Source organism: Streptomyces sp. NPDC005648, from assembly GCF_040605395.1.
Taxonomy (GTDB): Bacteria; Actinomycetota; Actinomycetes; order Streptomycetales; family Streptomycetaceae; genus Streptomyces.
The window spans coordinates 272,416-290,285 of record NZ_JBEXCS010000001.1; the positions used below are offsets into that span (position 1 = coordinate 272,416).

A 17,870-nucleotide genomic window follows, 5' to 3' on the forward strand; every position below is an offset into this window, starting at 1 on the left:
TCACCCCACCAGCTTCCAGGCGCCGGGCAGTTCGGGGGTCTCGGTCAGGGGATGGTGGGTGCCCTGCGGACCGACGACCGCGCACCGCGTCTGCCTCGGCAGCAGGACCCGCCGCGCCGTGGCCAGGACCTCCTCGGCCCCGATGTCGCCCCACAGGGCGAACTGCTCCTGCTCGGGCAAGGGCGTGCCGCGGCGCAGTATCTCCCGGCCGTCGACCAGGCACCGGGCGGTGGGTGTCTCACGGTCGCGCACATGGATCCCCCGGTTCATGGCGACGGCCCGGGCCAGCTCCGCCTCGCTCACCGGTGCGTCGAGTGCCTCGTCGAGCAGGCGCGTCACCGCGCGCACGGCTTCGGCCACCCGGTCGGGCGCGCAGGTGAACAGCGTGATGAGCGCGCCGGTGGCGGCGTGCGGCTCCAGCACGGTGCGGGCCTGGTAGGCGAGGCCCAGTTCGTCGCGCAGCCGGGTGCCGAGACGGCTGCCCGCGATGCCGCCCAGGACGCTGTGGAACAGGCGCACGGCGTACATCTCGCGGGTGGTGAGCCGGTAGGAGACGCCGGGCGTCGCGAGGGCGACGACGGCGGTCCGGCCCGGGAGTTCGAGCGCCAGGTGCGTCAGGGGACCGTAGCCCGTGGGGGCGGGTCCGGCGGCCGGCCGGCTCTGTCGGGGTGCGAAATGGCGGGCGATGACGTCGTCGAGACGGCTGTCGTGGGCCGGGCTGTCGATGAGCACCGTGAGCCGGTCGGGACCGGCGTGGTCCCGGGCGAAGGCCGCGACGTCGCCGCCGGTGAGGCCCGCGATCTCCGCCGCCCGGCCGAGCGGCGGCAGCGCGAAGGGTCCGGGACCGTGCAGGGCCTCGGTCGCGAGCTGGCGCACCCGCCGTTGCCGGTCGTCCGCGAAGATGCGCAGCTCGTTGTCGATCGCCCGGCGCTGGATGGCCATCTCCCCGTCGTCCCAGCGGGGCGCGGTGTAACAGGTGAGCAGCAGGTCCACGGCCCGGTCGAGCGTGTCGTCGGGGCCGCTCAGGTAGAAGTAGGCGTACTCGGCGGCGGTGTGGGCGTTGAAGGTGTGGCCGAGCTCGGAGACGGCGGCGGCGATGTCGCGCGCCGTGCGGTGGGGGCCGGACCCGGCGAAGAACGCGTGCTCCCACAGGTGGGCCAGCCCTGACCGGCCCGGCGGGTCCGACCAGGATCCCGCCGCGACGAACACCATGGCGCAGGCGGAACGGCCGAGCCCCGGGCTGCCGCGATGGATCGCGGCGGGGACCGCGGTGGCGGCCGGGGTCACCGGCGGGCCGCCTTGACCACCGCGGCGGCCAGGTCGTCGACCCGGGCCCGCATCGCGGGTGCCGAGAGCCGGCACTCGCCGTGGTCGTCACGGTCGTAGTCCTCGGGTGTCGTGACGGCCTGCTCGGGCACGCAGGTGCCGTAGAGGCCGCGGACGACGATGCGCAGGTGGTCGCAGGCCTGCACGGCGGTCAGCCGGGGCCCGTGGGCGAGCAGTCCGACGGACTTGTCGGCGAACTCGGCCATGGAGACGCAGTCGAGGGCGTTCTTCAGCACTCCCGAGTAGGAGTTGTGGTAGACGGGGCTCGCGAGGAGGAAGGCGTCCGCGCGGCGCGCCGCCGCCACGAACTGCCGTACCGCGGGGTCCGGGTTGGCCGCCGGATCACGGTGGTAGGCGGGGTCCGCTATGGGCAGCGGGCGTTCGGCGAGGTTCCAGAGCATGGCCCGGTGGCCCTCGTCGTGGAGCCGGGCGGCGGCGTACCGGGTGAGGGCGCGGGTGTGTCCGTCGGGACGCACGCTCCCGCACACGATGAGCACCTCGGCCGACCGGGCGGCGGCGGATGGGTGGGTCACGGTCCTTCCTTTCTCAGACGCGCGCACCAGGCGGCGAGCCCGTCGTACAGGGTGATTCGGGCGGTGAAGCCCAGGGCCCGGGTCGCGGTCGACACGTCCAGGGGGCGGCGGGCGGTGACGCCGGGTCGTACGTCCCCGTCGCCCACGACCGTGGCGCCCAGGGCGGTGAGGACCTCGGCGAGCTCCGCCGCCGGCACCAGCCGCCCGGTGCCGATGTTCACCACTTGCGGGGTGTCCCGCGGCGCGACGGCGAGCAGGGCCAGTGCCGTGGCGGCGTCGTCGACGTGGAGGTACTCGCGGTCGTGCAGCGCGGGCGGAACGGTGATCGGGCGGCCGGTGAGATACAGGGCGAGCAGCCGCAGCAGCCCGCCGGCCATCCAGCCGCCGCGCGGGCGGGCACCGGGCCCGTAGACACCGCTGAGGCGGCCGATGCGTACGTCCGTGCCGGTGCCGGCGCAGTAACCGGACAGGATCGCCTCCGCGGCGGCCTTCGCGGCGCCGTAGGGGGTGACGGGGCGGGTCGGTGCCGTCTCCGCCGTGGCGGCCGGGCCGCTGTCGGGCGGGCGGGCCGGTGCGCCGTAGACGGCCAGGCTCGACAGCAGGAGCACCCGGGGCACCCGGGCGGACACCGCCGCCTCGGCCAGGTTGGCCGCCGCCGACGCGGTGCCGGTCATGAGCCGGCCCGCGTCCGCGGCGGACTCGGCCGTGACACTGCCCGCGGCGTGGACGACGACGTCCGGGGCGACGGAACGGACGGCGGAGACGGTCGCGGCGCGGTCGGCCAGGTCGAGTCGCAGCCACTGACCGCCGGCACCGTCCGCGCCGGTCCGGGCGCGGCTCTCGTCGAGGTCCGCGCAGACCACGTCCCCACCCGCGGTGTGCGCGCGGGCGGCGACGGCCGCGCCGAGCAGGCCGGCGCCGAGGACCAGCACCCGCCGGCCGCGGAGTTCACCGGGTGTCACGCGGGACTCCCGGACGGGCCCGGCCAGCGGGAGACCTCCAGTCCGCACACGTCGACCGGCAGGGTGGTGGTCGCCACCGCTCCCTGTCCCCGGGCGTGTCCGGCGTATCCGGCGAGGTCGTCGGCGAAGGCGGGGTGGCGTACGTCGTGGGCGACCACGACGGCGCCCGGCGCGAGATGGGGGGCCCACCGTTCGAGGACCCGGTGGTATCCGGCCTTGCGGGCGCCCGGTTCGTCCACGTCGATCAGGACCAGGTCCCAGGGCCCCTGTGCGGTGAAGTCGTCGGCCGCGTAGGCGTCGGCGCACACCGCAACCGCCCCGGGCGCGTAGCCGGCCGACCGCAGGTTGCGTTCGGCGAGCGCGACCGCCGCCGCGTCGACGTCCAGGCCGACGGCGCGGATGCCCGGGTAGCAGGCCTGCGGGGCGAAGCCCGGTCCGGCGACCCAGCTCAGCAGGTTGCCCGCGTAGCACCCCAGCACGGCCAGCCGCCTCGGCCGGCGCGCCACGGCGATGCCGTACAGCAACCGGGCGGCGAGCGGGGTCAGATGGGTGTCGGGGATGGTGACTGTCTCGTACAGCCGGGACCGCAGCCGGTGGTAGCCCTGCCAGAGTCCCTGTGGGGCGGGCGGCAGGACGCCCCGCTCCCGGCAGTGGTCCAGCATCCTGTCGGCCAGCGCGTCCGTCTGGGCGACGGTGAGGGTCGGCGGTACGGCGGCACCGCTCATCGTCCGCCCCCGGGGCGCACCGTGGCGGCGTAGCGGCCGAGTTCCCGGATGTCCCGCACCACGGCGGCGAAGTCGGGGACCTGACGCGGGTTGCCCACGACGGTCTCCCGGGGTGCCACCCACGCGCCCATCGCGGACAGCGTCGAGCGCAGCTGCGCGGCGGCCAGATGGGCCGAGGAGTGGTCGGCGCCGACCACCAGCAGGATCACGACCTTGCCCTGGAGGGGCAGTTCACGGTCGGGCGTCAGATCGTAGTTGGCGCCGCCGAGCACGTCGAACAGGTTGAGCAGCGGGCCGGAGACGGCGTTCCAGTAGGCGGGCGCGGAGACGACGATCACATCGCTGGCGTCCAGTGCCGCGCGGACCTTGTCCAGGTCGGGGCTGCCGTACTCCGCGCACGTGCGGCCGTCGAACTGCGGTATGTCGAGATCACGCAGGTCGAGTTGTTCGAAGGAGGTCTGTTCGTCGGCCAGCCCCGCCTGGACGGCGAGCAGCAACTGCCGTGCGGAGCTGGGGCGTTCCACGCCCGGAGCGGGTTTGCGGCTGCCGCAGAACAAGGTCACCCGGTTCATCGCGCCTCCCCCTCGGTGCGCGGGCGTTCGGTGGTCGCCACACCGGCCAGGAACCGGTTGAGGTCCCGGCCGGGGCTGCCCTCCAGATCGACGGAGGCCACATAGGAGGGCAACTTGGACGAGGGCACGAGGAGTTGGGCGTCGGCGGCGGTCAGGGCCCCGATCCGGCGGTCCCGGTCGTCGGCGGCCAGTCCGGTCACCGCCGTGGGGAACCAGATCCGGGCGGCCTCCAGGGTCTGTTCGTCGAGCGGGCGGCCGTCGAGGACGACGGACCAGAGCAGACCGGTGAGCTGCTGCCGGTAGGCGTCCTCGTCACGCAGCCAGCGGGCCAGCCGGACGCCCTCCCGGAAGACGTCGACGGCCTCGGCGTGGTGGCCGCGCCGGTGCAGGACATAGCCGAGGGCCGACAGCATGCGTTCCAGATAGAACGGGTCGTGGAGCGACTCGGCCAGGTCGATGGCGCGACGCAGGGACTGTGCCGCGCCGTCCAGGTCGTCGGTGCGCAGTCTGAGCAACCCGATCGCGTACTCGTACAGGGCGCCGTAGTCCGCGCGCTCGGCGGACAGCAGCACGGAGGAGACGGAGGCGAGGAACGACTGGGCCTGCTCGAACCTGCCGGTGATCTCCAGCAGGAAGGACAGGTTGTAACCCAGGTTGTAGCGAAGGTAGAAGGCGCTCATCCCGGGCAGTCCGCGGACCGCGGCGAAGGCCGCGAGCTCCTCCCGGTACGCCTCGGCGAACCGCTCCTCGCGGACGCGGGGGTCCTTGGTCTCGCGGGCCTCCATGACGGCGACCAGAGCCAGTCCGTTGCCCACCCAGGCGCGTTCGACCAGGGCTTCGACGCCGGGGTCGGCCAGATCGTCCACCGCCGCGCGGGCCCGGCCGTAATATTCACGGGCCGTCGCGAGGTCATAACTGCGCTTTGTGGAGATGAGCGCGAGCAGATAATTGAGATGGGCCCGGTCTTCCGGCCGCTCCGCCGTTCCGAGGGCCTCACCGAGCAGTTCCTCGGCCTCCGCGACATCACCGACCTGGGCCGCCGCGATCGCCTCGAGGCGCTTTATCTGGACAGGGAGGTCGGGCCCGCCGTCCACGGATATCAGGGATTCCCGGTACATACGCAGGGCGGTGGCGGAGATCAGTCTCGCCCGCTCGAAATTCTGCATGGCCAGCGACCCACCGACAACCCGGAGAAGCCCGGGCAACCCCTCAGCCAACGAACGACGCACGATGTCTTCCATGCCTTCCGCATCTGCGGCGAACCCGGCGAGCCCAGCAGGCTCGGCGGCTCCGACAGCCGGGGCGGGGCGGGGGGCTGGGGCGGGCACGGGGGCCGGGGCGGGCACGGCAGGCTCGGCGGCTACGGCGGCCGAGACGGGCACGGAGGCCCCCACGGGTCCGGAAGGCTCGGCGACGCCGGCAGGCACAGAAGCCTCGGCGACCCCGGCGGCCGGAGTGGGCGCGGCAGCCCCGGCGGGCGCGGGGGCCGAGGCGGGCGCGACACCCCCGGCGGTCACGGAGGCCGAGGCGGGCACGGCAGCCCCGGCGGGCGCGGGGGCCGAGGCGGGCACGGAGGGCACGGCGGGCGGGCTATCGTCGTCCTCGGCGGTGGTGTGGGTCACGACGCCGCGCCGTTGGGCGAGGTGGGTGAAGAAGGTGTGCCGCAGGCGTCCGAGCACCTCGTCGGTGCGATGGGCGACGGTCAGCCGGCCGCGCACCACCAGGCCGGCCCGGTCGCCCGCCGCCACCAACGCGGAGCGGTAGAGCACCCGCAGGGAAGGCCGGTCCCAGCGCTCCAGTCCCTCGACATCGAGCAGCAGCGGGCCGTCGACCGACACCAGCCGCGCGCAGTCCGCGATCAGCCGCGCCGCCTGGTCGATCCAGAGCGCGCTGGTGTGGGACTCCCTGCTGATACGGCGGGTGGTGCCCAGTGCGGCCGCCTCCGAGATCGGCAGCAGACGGCCGATGCCCTGGCGGTGGGCGGGCGAGGTCAGCAGGTCGAGTGTCGCGTGATGGCGTGCGCGCAGTTCGGCGGCGGCGTCCCGGTCGGCGCGTGCGTCGACCTCTCGCAGCAGTGCGCGCAGCAGGACGTCGACGCCGGCGAGATCCTCGAACCCGGTGGACGGTGCGCCGATCCCGAGTCGCCCGGCGGGCCGGTCCAGTCCGGCCGCCTCCAGGCACTCGGAGGTGCCGTGCTCCCGCGAGCACAGCACGAGGAGCCGGTGATGCGGACGCCAGGCCAGGCCCGTCTCCTCCTGCCACGGTGCCCGAGATCCCACTGATGACGCCGCCCCGGCCGTCAGCTGCGAACTCACCACTGCGCACACCCCGCTGTTTCCTGGAATTAGGGACAGCGCGGCCCCCAATTCTCCGGGGGCCGCACCTTTGTTACTTCCGGTTGATTCCCGGATCGACCTCTTGAGTTACCAGGCCTTGGTCTCGCGAGCGAGCTCGTACTCACGCTCGCTCATGTTCTCGTCAGCGGCCTCGAAAGAAGCGAGAACCTCTTCGAGGGCGGCGTTCAGGTCGGCGTCGGTCATGACAACCACCTTTCTCTGGATAGGGAATCCGGACCTCCGAGAAGCCGGAGGGCCATGAAAGAAGAGTGGAGGACGGGAATCGACCGCAGCAATGATTCGAAGGTGCGGACACCTGCCATGGCATACGGTCGCCATACCGACCGCGGGTGTGCACGTGTTGTCCGCCGGCCAGGCGAACTGCGCGGACGACCTCAGGCCACGGAACTGCCGGTGTCGCGATGGGCCCGGGCCGCGGCGATCAGGCCGTCGAGGGAGTCACGGGTGCTGAGCAGCTCCACGATGTGGGCGGAAAGCCGGTCGCGTTCCTCGGCCATACGTTCCAGTGCCGCGCCGGAGTTCTCGTCGCTGGGCGCGTCCCGGCACGGCATCAGCTCCATGATGGTCCGGCTGGACAGCCCTGCCGCGTACAGCCGCTGGATGAAGACGACACGGTCGATGTCCCCCTCCGTGTAGTGCCGCTGCCCGCCGGCGGTGCGCGTGCTGACGAGCAGGCTCTGCTCCTCGTAGTAGCGCAGTGAACGGACACTCACTCCGGTCCGCGCCGCGAGTTCACCGATCCGCATCTCACCCTCCCGGCGGTGCCCCCGCCCCAGGACTTGACCCTCACATTGATGTCAGGTTTTAGCGTACGTGCCGGGCCCGCCGTTACTGGGCCTTCGACCCGTACGAAGGAGATGTGGCATGACCGGCAGGACCACGTTGTTCGACCCCTACCGCCTCGGCGGTCTGGAGCTGCCCAACCGGGTGGTGATGGCCCCGATGACCCGGGCGAGGGCGGCGGCCGGGAGCCTTGCCACCCCCTCCATGGCGGTCTACTACGCCCAACGGGCCACCGCCGGTCTGATCGTCACCGAGGGCGTGCAGCCGAGCCTGGTCGGGCAGTCCAACCCGGGCACCCCGGGCCTGTACACCGACGAACAGGTGGCCTCGTGGCGCCCCGTCACCGACGCCGTGCACGCCAACGGCGGCCGGATCTTCGCCCAGATCATGCACGGCGGCCGGGTCTCGCACCCCGAAACCACAGGCCTGCGACCGGTCGGACCGTCGGCGGTCGCCGCCGCGGGCGACGTGTTCACCCCGCGCGGGCCTCGGCCCGCGCCCGTCCCCCGCGCCCTGGACCTCGCCGAAGTGCCCGAACAGGCCCGCTCCTACGCCGAGGCGGCCCGGCACGCCGTCGACGCCGGTTTCGACGGCGTAGAACTGCACGGCGCGAACGGCTACCTGATCTCACAGTTCCTGTCGTCCAACGCCAACCTGCGCACCGACTCCTACGGCGGCCCGATCGCCCACCGCATCCGCTTCGCCGTCGAGGCGGTCGCCGCCACGGTGGACGCCGTGGGCGCCGCCCGCACCGCGATCCGGCTCTCCCCGGGCGGCACCTTCTGGGGCGTGCAGGAGAGGGAGGTGCCGGAGCTGTACGCGGCCCTGCTCGCCGAACTCGCCCGCCACGACCTCGCCTACGTACACCTGGAGGCGACCGCCGAGGAGGAGGTACTGGTCGGACTGCGCCGCGCGTGGCCGGGGAGTCTGGTCGTCAACCCGGTGGTGCCGATGGGGCCCGAGCAGGCCGACCGGGCCGCCGCCGACCACTGGCTGGGACTGGGCGCGGACCTGATCAGCTTCGGCCGCGCCTTCCTCGCCAACCCCGACCTGGTGGAACGGCTCCGCACCGGTCTGCCGATCGCGCCCACCGACCCGGCCACGTACTACCAGGGCGGCGACGCCGGCTACCTCACCTACCCCGCCTACCAGCACACCGCCTGACCCGACACCAAGGACGCAGAAGAAGCATGAATACGCTGAACAACCTTCAGGACGACGTCCGAACGGCCGTCATCATCGCCGGCCGGGTCTTCGTTCCCGCCGAGGACGTCGAGACGTTCGTCGCCGAGGCACGGGCGACGTCGTACCCGCTCGCCGCGGCGAACCCGGGGAACGTGCTGATGTCGTTCTGCGTGGAGGACGCGGCGACCGGAACCGTCACGGTGCTGGAGCAGTGGGCGTCCCAGGATGCCCTCGACCGGCACGTGGCCACACCGGAGATCACGGCACTCCTCACCAAGTGGGGCCCGCGCATACGCAATGAGGTGCGCAGGTTCGACACCGACGAGAAGGACCTCCGTCCCTGAGCGGCGCCGGGTCGGGAGTGACGGCGTCGGCGGCCGCATCCCGCCGGCGCCGCAGGTCGGCCGAGGCGGACGGGGAGAGCAGGGCAGGTCACGGCCCGGCTCTCCCCGTCCGCCGCCGTCAGTGCCGGCCCATGTAGTGGAAGCTGCCGTAGTGATCGTTCGTCCAGAACACGTCGCCGGTCCGGACATTGCGGACGATCCGGTTGGCGTCACGCCGGGGAATGGCGGCGTTCAGCTGCTGGTGGTAGACGGTCGTGTTGTACTCCTGGAACGCGCCCCCGGCGTGCACGCTGGACGGCCCGGCCTGCCCGCTGTCCATGAAGCGGCGCAGCGAGCCGTCCCGGTCCTGGTACCAGCCGCCGGTGAAGACGATCTCGTTCACCCGCTGGCGGGTGCTCGGGTTCACGAACGAGCCGGCCGTGACCCAGTCCCGGTTGCCGAGGTTGTGGAAGTTCGGCCAGCCGAGCTGCTCCCACAAGCGGATGCCCTCGTCCATGTAGGTGGGCGGCTGCTGGGGGTGCGCGGTGCTGCCGGACACGGGGGCCGGCGCCGGGGGCGGCGGGGGCGCCTGGGCGACGGACGTGCCGGCGCCGACGAGGGTCAGGCACGCGCCCAGTGCCGCCGACGCGAGGCCGGCGGCCATCGCTCGCCTGGTTCGGGAAGCGCGCTTCATCTTGACTGATCCGTTGGACGTGGGAGACATGGCGTTTTTCCTTCTGTGCGATCGGCGGAAAGCGGACCTCGATCTCCGGCGCGGTACTCGACCGGTACTCGACACCGGATGACCTGGTCACGGCTCGATCGTCGAAGCCGCAGGGTTGATCGGCCAGCCGATTCATCGATGCGAACAATCCGATCGCCGGCCCCCGGGCGGCCCCACACCGTCAGGCAACGAGGCAGGCGGTCGCCCAGTCGCCGCCCCGTGCGTCGATGACGCCGAACCAGACGGTCGACAACGCGCCCAGCATGGCGGCCGGGTAGCAGTCGCCGAACTCCTCCGCCTCATGCACTGCCGGTACCACCGGAGCTGACCACGCCCTGCCCTCGATCGTGCGTGAGCGACCGGGTGCTGCGCTCCGCGGCCGATGCCGCGCAACGGGCAAACGGGCAAACGGGCAAACGGGCAAACGGGACAGCGAATCGACCCAGGGACCCCGTGGGCATGGACACGAGCGTGTCGCCCCGGCCGCTGTACGGCCCCCTGGGTCCTGGCGTCGCCTCTGAGGAAAGCCGCCCGGACCACGAGAGACAACCGCGATCAGGCTTGGCCTGCCTGAGCGAGGCTCTCCGTACGGGCCGAGCCCGAGGGCTGGGTGAAATGGCGGGCGGCGGCCGGCAGAAGGAGCACGAGGGCGGCCGGTGCGGCGAAGGCGAGACGGAAGTGGCCGGTGGAGCCGAGGAGCCCACTGACGGCACCACCGGTGAGGACGCCGACGTAGTTGAAGAGGTTCAGGCGTGCCAGGACCGCCTCCGATGCCGCGGGACGCAGCCGTGCGGCGGAGGCCAGGCACAGCGGAGCCAGGACGGAAGCTCCCAGGCCCGCCACCCCGGCCGCGAGAACGGCGAACGGCCAGCTCGGCGCGGCGGCCAGGCCTGCCAGGGCGCCTGCGGTGAGCAATGTCGCGGTGCGTACGAGGGCGACCGCTCCGCGCCGCCGTACGAGCCGATCGGCGCCGGCACGGCCGATGACCGTACCGGCCTGGTAGGCCGCGTAGGCCAGCGGCGCCACCGTCAGGGTCGCGGCGAGGGTCTGCCGAAGGTAGACCGCCGACCAGGCCGAGACGGTGGATTCGACCACGTAGACGACCAGGAGAACGCATCCGAACGGAATGAGCCGGACCCACACACGGCGTCCGAGCGGCGCCTGCGGGACGGCGTCCGAGGACCCTTGGGTGGCTGGGAGGGCGTAGGTCCGCAGACAGACGGCGAGCAGCAGGACGACGCCTGCCTGCAAGGTCAGACTGCCGGCCACGGACCACCCCAGCCGGGCCGCCCCCGCGGTGAGCAACGCCGCGGCCACGCCGCCCACGCTCCATGCCGTGTAGAACGAGCCGAAGATGCTGCGCCCGTAGGCGCGTTCGATCTCGGCGGCCCGGGTGTTGACGCCGACGTCGAGGGCTCCGACAGCGAGCCCGAAGAGGAGGTAGGCGCAGGTGACGGCGAGCTGACCGGGGGCCCAGCCGATCAGCGTCAGCGCGGCGACGGCCGTCAGCATGGCGCCGCGCACGGTGGCGACGGGACCGGCGCGGCGGATCGCGGCCAGGCCCAGGAAGCTGCCGACCCCTGCCGTCAGAGCCACCGCGACCAGCAGGGCGGTCGTCAGGAGCGGCGCCAGTTTCAGGTGTTCGATGACGGCGGGGACGGTCGTGTACACGGCGGCGACACAGGCGCCCTGCGCGGCGAACACGACGGTCGCGGCCCGCCGGGCGCCGACCTTGGAGACTGGGCGCCCGAACGACGCCTCGCATGGTGCATCAAGGGACATGTGCTTTCGCGCCTTCGATCCTGTGTGCGTGGAGAGGGTCGGCGAGTCGATGCGGTGGGGATTCCGGAAACCGTAGCCAGGCGTGGAGGGGCGGGCGCAGGACGCCAGGGGCCGTACAGGGGACTCGGGGGGCCAGGTCCGCGACCGGTGCTGCCCGGCTGCCTACAGTGGTGGCCGAGGAGAAGGTGAGTGCGATGTCCCTTGCCCCCGACCCGGCGAGCCCGCCGGGGACCAGCCGCAGCACATCGGCGACGATCCAGCCGAACATCCTGCGCCATCTCCTCGCGGTCGCCGACGCGCGCGGCATCGACCTGCGGCCCCTGCTGAAGCAGGTCGGGCTGGACGAGACCGTCATGCGCTCCGCCGCGCTGAGGGTGTCCTACCGGCAGGGCAGCGCGGTGATCCGTCGCGCGCTGGAGCTCACCCAGGACGAGCACCTGGGGCTGAAGGTCGGTGCGGCACAGCATCTGACCGCGTGGGGCCTGCTCGGCTTCGCCCTGATGGCCGACGACACCCTGCGGCACGCCATCGAGACAGGGGTGAAGTACCAGAACCTGTCCGGGGCGATGGTGGTGTGGTCGGCCGGTACGAGCGAGGAGGACGACGCCTTCGTACTGCGGGCCGACCTCCCCGATCCGGCCATCGACCCGGCTGTCGCCGTCTTCCTGATCGAGGAGGGGCTCGCCTCCGTGGTCACGCTGTCGCGGCTGTCCGTCGGCCCGGCCTTCGCGCCGAAGGCGGTGGAGTTCGCCTGCCCTCCGCCGCACCGGAGCGACCTGCACGGTGCCCTGTTCGACTGCCCGGTCCGTTTCGGCGCCCCGGCCAACCGCATGATCGTCGACCCCGCGTGGGCCCGGGCCCCGATGCCCGGCCGGGATCCGGTGACCTACGCGTCGACTCTGGAGATGCTCGACGCGCAGATGGCCGCACGCCGCGGCCTCCAGGATCTCCTGGAGGTTCTGGAGATTTCCGTCGCCCAGAGCCTCCCGGTGATCCCCTCGTTCGCCGAGCAGGCACGACGGCACGCGACGAGCGAGCGGACGCTGCGTCGTCGGCTGGCCGACTGCGGCACGACGTACGAGGCACTTGTCGAGGGAGTGCGCCGGGAACGCGTCGAACAACTGCTGCTCCGCCCCGAACTGACCTTGCGCGACATCGCCCGCCGGGCCGGGTTCTCCGACGAACGCGCACTGCGCCGCGCGGTCCACCGCTGGCACGGCATCTCCCCGGTCCATCTGCGCGAGCAGATGCGTTCGGATCGCCTCTGAGGCCTGACTGGACGAGAGGCCCTGGGTCAGCGGGTGCGGATCCATACCGTCTTCTCCCGGGTCCACTGGTCGAAGGCGTCGGTGGACTTCTCCACACCACCGAATCCGGACTGCTTCCAGCCGCCGAAGGGAGTGGTGATGTCGCCCTCGCTGTAGGCGTTCACGGAGATCACACCGGCCTCGATGCCGCGTGCCAGCCGAAGCGCGCTGTCGAGGTCCCGGGTCCATACGGACGCGGCGAGCCCGTACTCGGTGGCGTTGGCCATGCGTACGGCCTCGTCCTCCGAGGTGAAGGTCTGGACGGTGACGACGGGGCCGAACAGTTCCCTTACGAGGACGTCGCTGCCGTCGGGAGCGCCGGTGATCACGGTGGGCGGATAGTAGGCGCCGCGCGGAGGCAGCCCGTGGGGCAGTCCCCCGGTGTGGATCCGGGCCCCACCCGCCCTGGCCGCGTCCACGGCTCCCGCGACCCGGTCGAAGGCGGCACGGTTGATCAGCGGACCCATCCGCGTGCGCGGGTCGGCCGGATCACCGATGACGAGTTCTCCCGCCGCGGCCGTGAACCGCTCCAGGACCTCCTGTGCGATGTCGCGGTGGACCAGGACACGCGAGCCGGCCGTGCAGTTCTGCCCCGTCGTCAGGAACGCGGCCTCGATCATGTTGTCGATCAGCTCGTCCCCGTGGTCGAGCGCGTCGGCCATCAGCACCTGGGGGCTCTTGCCGCCCATCTCCAGTGAGACCCGCTTGAAGTTGCTCTCGGCGGCGTCCTTGAGGATGCGGCGGCCGGTCGCGGTGGACCCGGTGAAGGAGAGCGCCCCCACAAGAGGGTCACGCGCGAGGGCCGCCCCGGCTTCGCCGCCGTACCCGGGCAGGACGGTGAGCACCCCGTCCGGCAGTCCTGCCTCGGCGGCGAGCGTGGCCAGGTGCAGGGCCGAACGCGGGGTCGCCTCGGCCGGCTTGACCAGCAGGCAGTTGCCCGCGGCCAGGGCGGGCCCGACCTTCCACGCGGTCATGGCCAGCGGGTAGTTCCACGGCAGGATCGCCGCGACCACCCCGACCGGCTCGCGGATCATGAGCCCCAGCCCGTCCGGGCTGCTCGGCGCGACACGGCCGAAGACCTTGTCGGCCGCCTCGGCGAACCAGCGGATCGACTCGATCGCACCCGGAACATCGCCCGTGCGGCACTCCGTGATCGGCTTGCCCGCGTCCTCACTGTCCAGACGGGCGAGGATCTCGGCGTCGCGTTCCATCAGGTCGGCCAGCCGCACCAGCACGGCACTGCGTTCGCGGGCCGGCAGCCGCGCCCACACCCCCGCCTCCCAGACCTGCCGGGCCCGCTCGGCGGCCTTGGCGACATCGTCGGCGCTGGCGGCGGGCAGGGTGGTGACCGGCTCCCCGGTGGCGGGGTTGACGACATGCAGCATCCCGTTCGTGGTCATGCTTCCTCCACCAGCTCCCAGCGGCCGTCGGTCTGGCGGGCCAGTCCGCGTCTGCGGAGTTCCTCCAGATAACGGGCCACGCCGCGCTCACCGCGCTTGCGGAACAGCGGGAAGACCTTGGGCAGCAGGTTCGGTGCGAGCATCGCGAACCGCACCAGACGGGACTCACCGGTCCGGGGATAGGCCTCCAGGCGGGGCTTGTCCAGCAGGCTCACCACGGCCGCGACGACGTCGGCGGGCTGCTGCGGGGGCTCCTGGAACTGCATGGAGTTCCCGCCGTCCACGGCCTCCTGACGCAGCATCCGGGTGTCGGTCGCCGACGGCAGCACCGAGCCGGCCAGGATGCCCTTGCTCCTGAGGTCGAGCCCGATGGCGAGCATCGCGCCGCGCAGCCCGAACTTGGAAGCCGTGTAGATCGGGGTCTCGCCGAGGGGGAAGATCCCGCCGAGGGAGACGGTGGTGACCACCCGGGCATCCCGCGCGGCCTGTAGCAGGGGGATCGCGATCCTGGTCGTGATCAGCGGGGAGGTCAGGTTGAGGGTGATCTCCCGCTCGATGCTCTCGACGCTGCGGACGTCGAAGCGTTCGGCGCTGGTCATACCGACGTTGTTGACGAGGACGTCGAGGCACCCGTAGGCATCGGCGACCAGATCGAACAGCCACTCCACCTGGGCGCGGTCCATCAGATCGCAGCCGATGCCCCGGTGTCCGGCACCCGGAAGCCCGGCGGCGACCTTCTCGGCCCGGCCCTCGTCGATGTCGACGACGACGACCCGGGCGCCGCCGGCGGCGAAGCGGCGGCACAGCGCACTGCCGATGCCACCTCCGCCGCCGGTGACCAGCATCACCTTGTCGGTGAAGTCGAACCCGCTCATGCCGTCGCCTCCGCGCGTCGCGGGGACCGTGTCGACGACGACGGCGGCCGGCCCTCGGTACGCCAGCCCATCTCCCCCGCGACCTTGCCCAGGTACTTCACGAAGGCTCCGCTCTCGACGTAGCCGGTGTGGCGGGGCGATGCGACGAACTTCAGCCCGCCGGACAGATCCGGGCGGTCGCCGCGGATCATGCGGGCGAACCGCTCCGCGTTCGACGGCCGGTGCCGCGCGTCTCGGAGGTACTCGGCGATCATCTGCGCCTGGGTGTCGAAGAGCCGGTACGCACCGGAGTTGGTTTCCACGAAGCCGACGCCGAACAGGCCCTGGTGCTCGCGCGAGAACGACGACAGGTAGAGGTCGGGGTGCTGCTCGTCGCCGAAGTACCGCTGCGCGACCGGCACTTTGTGGACGTATCCGGTGGCCAGCAGGACGAGATCGAAGTCGTCGCTCGTGCCGTCGGTGAAGTGCACCGTCCGGCCCTCGGTGCGGGCGATCCCGGGCTTGGCCGTGATGTCCCCGTGCTGGAGGTGGTGGATCAGCATCGAGTTGATGGCCGGGTGGGTCTCGAACAGCTTGTGGTCCGGCTTCTGCAGCCCCAGCCGCGTCGGATCGCCGTTGAGGACCCGCAGGAGGGCGCCGAAGACCCGCTGGGCCAGCCACATCGGCAGGTGCGGACCACTGTCGGCGATGGTGTCCACCGGTCGGCCGAACAGGTGCTTGGGGATGAACCAGTACCCGCGCCGCATGCTGATCACCGCGTGGTCCGCGGTCCGGGCCGCGTCGCACGCGATGTCACACCCGGAGTTCCCCGCCCCCACGACCAGGACCCGTCTGCCCCTCAGCTCCTCCGCGCCGCGATAGCCGACGGTGTGCCGGACCTCCCCGCTGAACTCCCCCGGCAGCTCGGGGACGTTGGGGTGCCATTGCGAGCCCGTACACACCACGACCTGCCCGTGCACGCTCTCCCGGCCGTCCGACCGGGTGACCGTCCAGGTGCCGTCCGCGTTCTTCTCGACGCGTGCGACCTCGACGCCGAACTCGATGCGGTCCGTCAGCCCGTAGGCATCGGCGAAGGACCGCAGATACGACAGGATCTGCCGGTGCGGCGGGTAGTCGGCGAAGTGGTCGGGCATCGGGAAGCCGCCGAATCCCGACAGGGTCCTGCTGGAGATGAAATGGGCCGACTCGTACATCGGGCTTCCGGGATTGTCGATGTCCCAGATACCGCCGGGCCCGGTGTGCCGCTCGAGATGCGTGTACGGCAGCCCTCGCTCCGCCAGAGCCCGCGCGACCGCCAGCCCGGCAGGTCCCGCCCCGATCACACACGTGTCCAACTGGCTTTCCTTCACGGGCCCGCCTCCTCGTTCGTCCCGCTTCACGGTGCGGGTGTTGGAGGAAAACGTATGCACCCACCGTTCGGCGGAAACTGACTCGGGCGGCCACCGACCGGACCTCAGCGGCCGCGCCACCACGGCATCCGTGTGCACGAAGGGCACCTTCGTCGCGCCGCTGAACAGGAACACGGCCGCGAGCGGCCCGGCAACGCCCCAGAGAGCGACATTCGTCGAGCCGCACCGCGTCCGCGATCTTGACGGCGGCGGTCGTCCCGGCTGGTGGTCGGCGTCGTGACCCGGCTCGGTCTCCGGCCGCACAGGGGCGGGCGACCGGAGACCTTCGCTGTGGCGGTGGTCATCGCGTCGTTCAGACGGCGAGGCGACCGCCGTCGGCCACGATGACCTGGCCGGTGACGAAGCTCGCGCGCTCGCTCGCCACGAACGCGATCACCTCCGCGAGTTCCTCGGGCGTGGCGTTGCGCTTGAGCGGGTTGCCCTCGCCCCAGCTCGTGAACTGATCGGCGCCGATGAACTCCACCACGTTGTCGCTGTTCACGTTCCCAGGAGCCACCGCGTTGACGCGTATGCCGTACCGGCCCCACTCCGCGGCCCAGCTGCGGGTGAAGGATTCGACGGCCGCCTTCTGCGCTCCGTACGTCGCCATGTGCGGCATGGCGACCGCGGCGGCGATACTGCTGATGTTGACGATGTTGCCGCCGCCCCGCTCGATCATCCCCCGGACGAGTCGCGTGCTGAGGACGAAGGTGGCGCGCACGTTGGTGTCCCACGACTCCGCGTTCGCCTCGCTGTCCTGGTCGAGGGTCGGCTTGATGCTGGCCCTGTAGCTTGCCGCGTTGTTGACCAGAACATCGATTTCACCCGCCTCCTCGGCCAACCGCTCGACGTCGGCGAGATCACACAGATCGGCGAGGACGAACCGGGCCTTTCCTCCACCGGTGGTGATGTCGTCCGCCACCTCGGCCCCGCACTCCGCGTTGCGGCCGGTGATCACCACCGACGCTCCGTCGCGTGCGAACGCGTGCGCCGTCGCGGCGCCGATACCTCCTCGCGACCCCGCACCCGTGATCAGAACGCTCTTGCCCGCGAAATCCATTGTGTGCTCCTCGAAAAGAAAGAGATGTCTGACGGCGCGTGCCGAGATCGGGCAGCAGCTTTCCGGCCCCGGTGGCTGCGCTGGGCGTGCACCACGGTAGGAGTCGCACGACATAGAGGCAAATAGTGGCAACGTATATTCTGCATTGGCATTGCCTATGTCATGTCGAAGGTTGGATTCGAATGAACCTGCGCCAATACGAATACGCCCTGGCCGTCGCCGAGGAGGGCTCCATGACAGCGGCAGCAGAACGTCTGGGGGTCACTCAGCCCTCTCTGTCGCAGCAGATCGGCGCCTTGGAGAAGCACCTCGGGGTGCGGCTGTTCACCCGCACCCCGAGCGGGGTGACGGTGACGGTGGCAGGGCGGGCTTTCCTCGCGGAGGCGGAGATCGCGACGACCGCGTCCCGGCGCGCCGTCATGGCCGCCCGGGCCGCCGACGGGGAACTGGCGGGCGAACTCATCATGGCTGTCGGGCGTTTCCCCTTGAGCGTGGACACCCTGATCATTGGATCGTGATGATCCATAGGACAGGAGTTCCCGTTGGGGACGTCGAAGTACTCGCCTGA

General features: G+C 71.8%; 17 protein-coding genes and 1 pseudogene. 4 read left to right on the forward strand and 14 right to left on the reverse strand.

Annotated elements, in window-relative coordinates; translation table 11 throughout:
* From ABZT17_RS01270 to ABZT17_RS01300, 7 genes are all read right to left on the reverse strand, one after another.
* The gene (locus ABZT17_RS01270) at positions 1-1,287 is read right to left on the reverse strand and encodes a pitrilysin family protein (RefSeq protein WP_356342181.1); all 1,287 of its coding nucleotides are present in this window, start codon (positions 1,285-1,287) and stop codon (positions 1-3) included.
* Entirely contained in the window at positions 1,284-1,859 is a 576-nt protein-coding gene (locus ABZT17_RS01275) for an NAD(P)H-dependent oxidoreductase (RefSeq protein WP_356342183.1), read from the reverse strand. Before ABZT17_RS01275 ends, ABZT17_RS01270 begins: the two co-directional genes overlap by 4 nt.
* Complete coding sequence (locus ABZT17_RS01280; RefSeq protein ID WP_356342185.1) at positions 1,856-2,821, reverse strand: NAD(P)-dependent oxidoreductase; 966 nt, start codon at positions 2,819-2,821, stop codon at positions 1,856-1,858. The genes ABZT17_RS01275 and ABZT17_RS01280 overlap by 4 nt, the downstream gene beginning before the upstream one ends.
* Positions 2,818-3,546: a class I SAM-dependent methyltransferase gene (locus ABZT17_RS01285; protein ID WP_356342187.1), complete on the reverse strand. Its 729-nt coding sequence runs from the start codon at positions 3,544-3,546 to the stop codon at positions 2,818-2,820. The genes ABZT17_RS01280 and ABZT17_RS01285 overlap by 4 nt, the downstream gene beginning before the upstream one ends.
* Positions 3,543-4,118, reverse strand: coding sequence for an NAD(P)H-dependent oxidoreductase (locus ABZT17_RS01290; protein ID WP_356342189.1), 576 nt, complete (start codon positions 4,116-4,118; stop codon positions 3,543-3,545). Before ABZT17_RS01290 ends, ABZT17_RS01285 begins: the two co-directional genes overlap by 4 nt.
* Positions 4,115-6,397, reverse strand: coding sequence for a tetratricopeptide repeat protein (locus ABZT17_RS01295; RefSeq protein ID WP_356342191.1), 2,283 nt, complete (start codon positions 6,395-6,397; stop codon positions 4,115-4,117). Before ABZT17_RS01295 ends, ABZT17_RS01290 begins: the two co-directional genes overlap by 4 nt.
* A 452-nt stretch (positions 6,398-6,849) precedes the next feature.
* Positions 6,850-7,221, reverse strand: a complete 372-nt coding sequence (locus ABZT17_RS01300) for a MerR family transcriptional regulator (RefSeq protein ID WP_356342194.1) — start codon at positions 7,219-7,221, stop codon at positions 6,850-6,852.
* Between the two features lie 118 nt (positions 7,222-7,339).
* Here ABZT17_RS01300 and ABZT17_RS01305 point away from each other — a divergent pair, with 118 nt between their 5' ends.
* Both ABZT17_RS01305 and ABZT17_RS01310 read left to right on the forward strand, forming a co-directional pair.
* A complete protein-coding gene (locus tag ABZT17_RS01305; RefSeq protein ID WP_356342196.1) occupies positions 7,340-8,422 on the forward strand; it encodes an alkene reductase in 1,083 nt (360 codons plus the stop codon).
* Positions 8,423-8,448: 26 nt separating this feature from the next.
* Positions 8,449-8,787: an antibiotic biosynthesis monooxygenase family protein gene (locus tag ABZT17_RS01310; protein WP_356342198.1), complete on the forward strand. Its 339-nt coding sequence runs from the start codon at positions 8,449-8,451 to the stop codon at positions 8,785-8,787.
* A 118-nt stretch (positions 8,788-8,905) separates the two neighbouring features.
* Here the strand turns inward: ABZT17_RS01310 and ABZT17_RS01315 are convergent, their stop codons facing one another.
* The 3 genes from ABZT17_RS01315 to ABZT17_RS01325 form a co-directional block, all read right to left on the reverse strand.
* Positions 8,906-9,430 carry a hypothetical protein gene (locus ABZT17_RS01315; RefSeq protein ID WP_356342200.1) on the reverse strand — a complete coding sequence of 175 codons (525 nt, stop codon included), beginning with the start codon at positions 9,428-9,430 and terminating at the stop codon, positions 8,906-8,908.
* 241 nt (positions 9,431-9,671) lie between these two features.
* Positions 9,672-9,797, reverse strand: a complete 126-nt coding sequence (locus ABZT17_RS01320) for a hypothetical protein (RefSeq protein WP_356342202.1) — start codon at positions 9,795-9,797, stop codon at positions 9,672-9,674.
* Positions 9,798-10,045: 248 nt separating this feature from the next.
* Entirely contained in the window at positions 10,046-11,272 is a 1,227-nt protein-coding gene (locus ABZT17_RS01325) for an MFS transporter (RefSeq protein WP_356342204.1), read from the reverse strand.
* 194 nt (positions 11,273-11,466) lie between these two features.
* Between ABZT17_RS01325 and ABZT17_RS01330 the strand changes: the two genes are divergently transcribed.
* Complete coding sequence (locus ABZT17_RS01330; protein WP_356342206.1) at positions 11,467-12,540, forward strand: AraC family transcriptional regulator ligand-binding domain-containing protein; 1,074 nt, start codon at positions 11,467-11,469, stop codon at positions 12,538-12,540.
* A gap of 26 nt (positions 12,541-12,566) precedes the next feature.
* On the opposite strand, the gene ABZT17_RS01335 is transcribed toward ABZT17_RS01330, so the two are convergent.
* The 4 genes from ABZT17_RS01335 to ABZT17_RS01350 all read right to left on the reverse strand — a co-directional run bounded on the left by ABZT17_RS01335 (position 12,567) and on the right by ABZT17_RS01350 (position 17,302).
* Positions 12,567-13,979 carry an aldehyde dehydrogenase family protein gene (locus ABZT17_RS01335; RefSeq protein WP_356342208.1) on the reverse strand — a complete coding sequence of 471 codons (1,413 nt, stop codon included), beginning with the start codon at positions 13,977-13,979 and terminating at the stop codon, positions 12,567-12,569.
* Positions 13,976-14,854 (reverse strand): SDR family NAD(P)-dependent oxidoreductase, encoded by an 879-nt coding sequence (locus ABZT17_RS01340; protein ID WP_356342210.1) that lies wholly within the window; start codon positions 14,852-14,854, stop codon positions 13,976-13,978. Before ABZT17_RS01340 ends, ABZT17_RS01335 begins: the two co-directional genes overlap by 4 nt.
* Complete coding sequence (locus tag ABZT17_RS01345; protein ID WP_356342212.1) at positions 14,851-16,203, reverse strand: NAD(P)-binding domain-containing protein; 1,353 nt, start codon at positions 16,201-16,203, stop codon at positions 14,851-14,853. Before ABZT17_RS01345 ends, ABZT17_RS01340 begins: the two co-directional genes overlap by 4 nt.
* Positions 16,204-16,555: 352 nt before the next feature.
* Positions 16,556-17,302, reverse strand: coding sequence for an SDR family oxidoreductase (locus ABZT17_RS01350; protein WP_356342214.1), 747 nt, complete (start codon positions 17,300-17,302; stop codon positions 16,556-16,558).
* 182 nt (positions 17,303-17,484) lie between these two features.
* On the opposite strand from ABZT17_RS01350, the pseudogene ABZT17_RS01355 reads away from it, so the two are divergent.
* A pseudogene (locus ABZT17_RS01355) lies at positions 17,485-17,775 on the forward strand (LysR family transcriptional regulator); the annotation flags it as partial.
* Positions 17,776-17,870 lie beyond the last annotated feature (95 nt).

What these genes read in the sequence shown, in the direction of transcription:
- ABZT17_RS01285 (WP_356342187.1), bottom strand. Translation starts at nt 3,546, where the DNA reads ATGAGCGGTGCCGCCGTACCGCCGACCCTCACCGTCGCCCAGACGGAC.
- ABZT17_RS01290 (WP_356342189.1), bottom strand. Translation starts at nt 4,118, where the DNA reads ATGAACCGGGTGACCTTGTTCTGCGGCAGCCGCAAACCCGCTCCGGGC.
- ABZT17_RS01300 (WP_356342194.1), bottom strand. Translation starts at nt 7,221, where the DNA reads ATGCGGATCGGTGAACTCGCGGCGCGGACCGGAGTGAGTGTCCGTTCA.
- ABZT17_RS01305 (WP_356342196.1), top strand. Translation starts at nt 7,340, where the DNA reads ATGACCGGCAGGACCACGTTGTTCGACCCCTACCGCCTCGGCGGTCTG.
- ABZT17_RS01310 (WP_356342198.1), top strand. Translation starts at nt 8,449, where the DNA reads ATGAATACGCTGAACAACCTTCAGGACGACGTCCGAACGGCCGTCATC.
- ABZT17_RS01315 (WP_356342200.1), bottom strand. Translation starts at nt 9,430, where the DNA reads ATGGCCGCCGGCCTCGCGTCGGCGGCACTGGGCGCGTGCCTGACCCTC.
- ABZT17_RS01325 (WP_356342204.1), bottom strand. Translation starts at nt 11,272, where the DNA reads ATGTCCCTTGATGCACCATGCGAGGCGTCGTTCGGGCGCCCAGTCTCC.
- ABZT17_RS01330 (WP_356342206.1), top strand. Translation starts at nt 11,467, where the DNA reads ATGTCCCTTGCCCCCGACCCGGCGAGCCCGCCGGGGACCAGCCGCAGC.
- ABZT17_RS01335 (WP_356342208.1), bottom strand. Translation starts at nt 13,979, where the DNA reads ATGACCACGAACGGGATGCTGCATGTCGTCAACCCCGCCACCGGGGAG.
- ABZT17_RS01340 (WP_356342210.1), bottom strand. Translation starts at nt 14,854, where the DNA reads ATGAGCGGGTTCGACTTCACCGACAAGGTGATGCTGGTCACCGGCGGC.
- ABZT17_RS01350 (WP_356342214.1), bottom strand. Translation starts at nt 17,302, where the DNA reads ATGGATTTCGCGGGCAAGAGCGTTCTGATCACGGGTGCGGGGTCGCGA.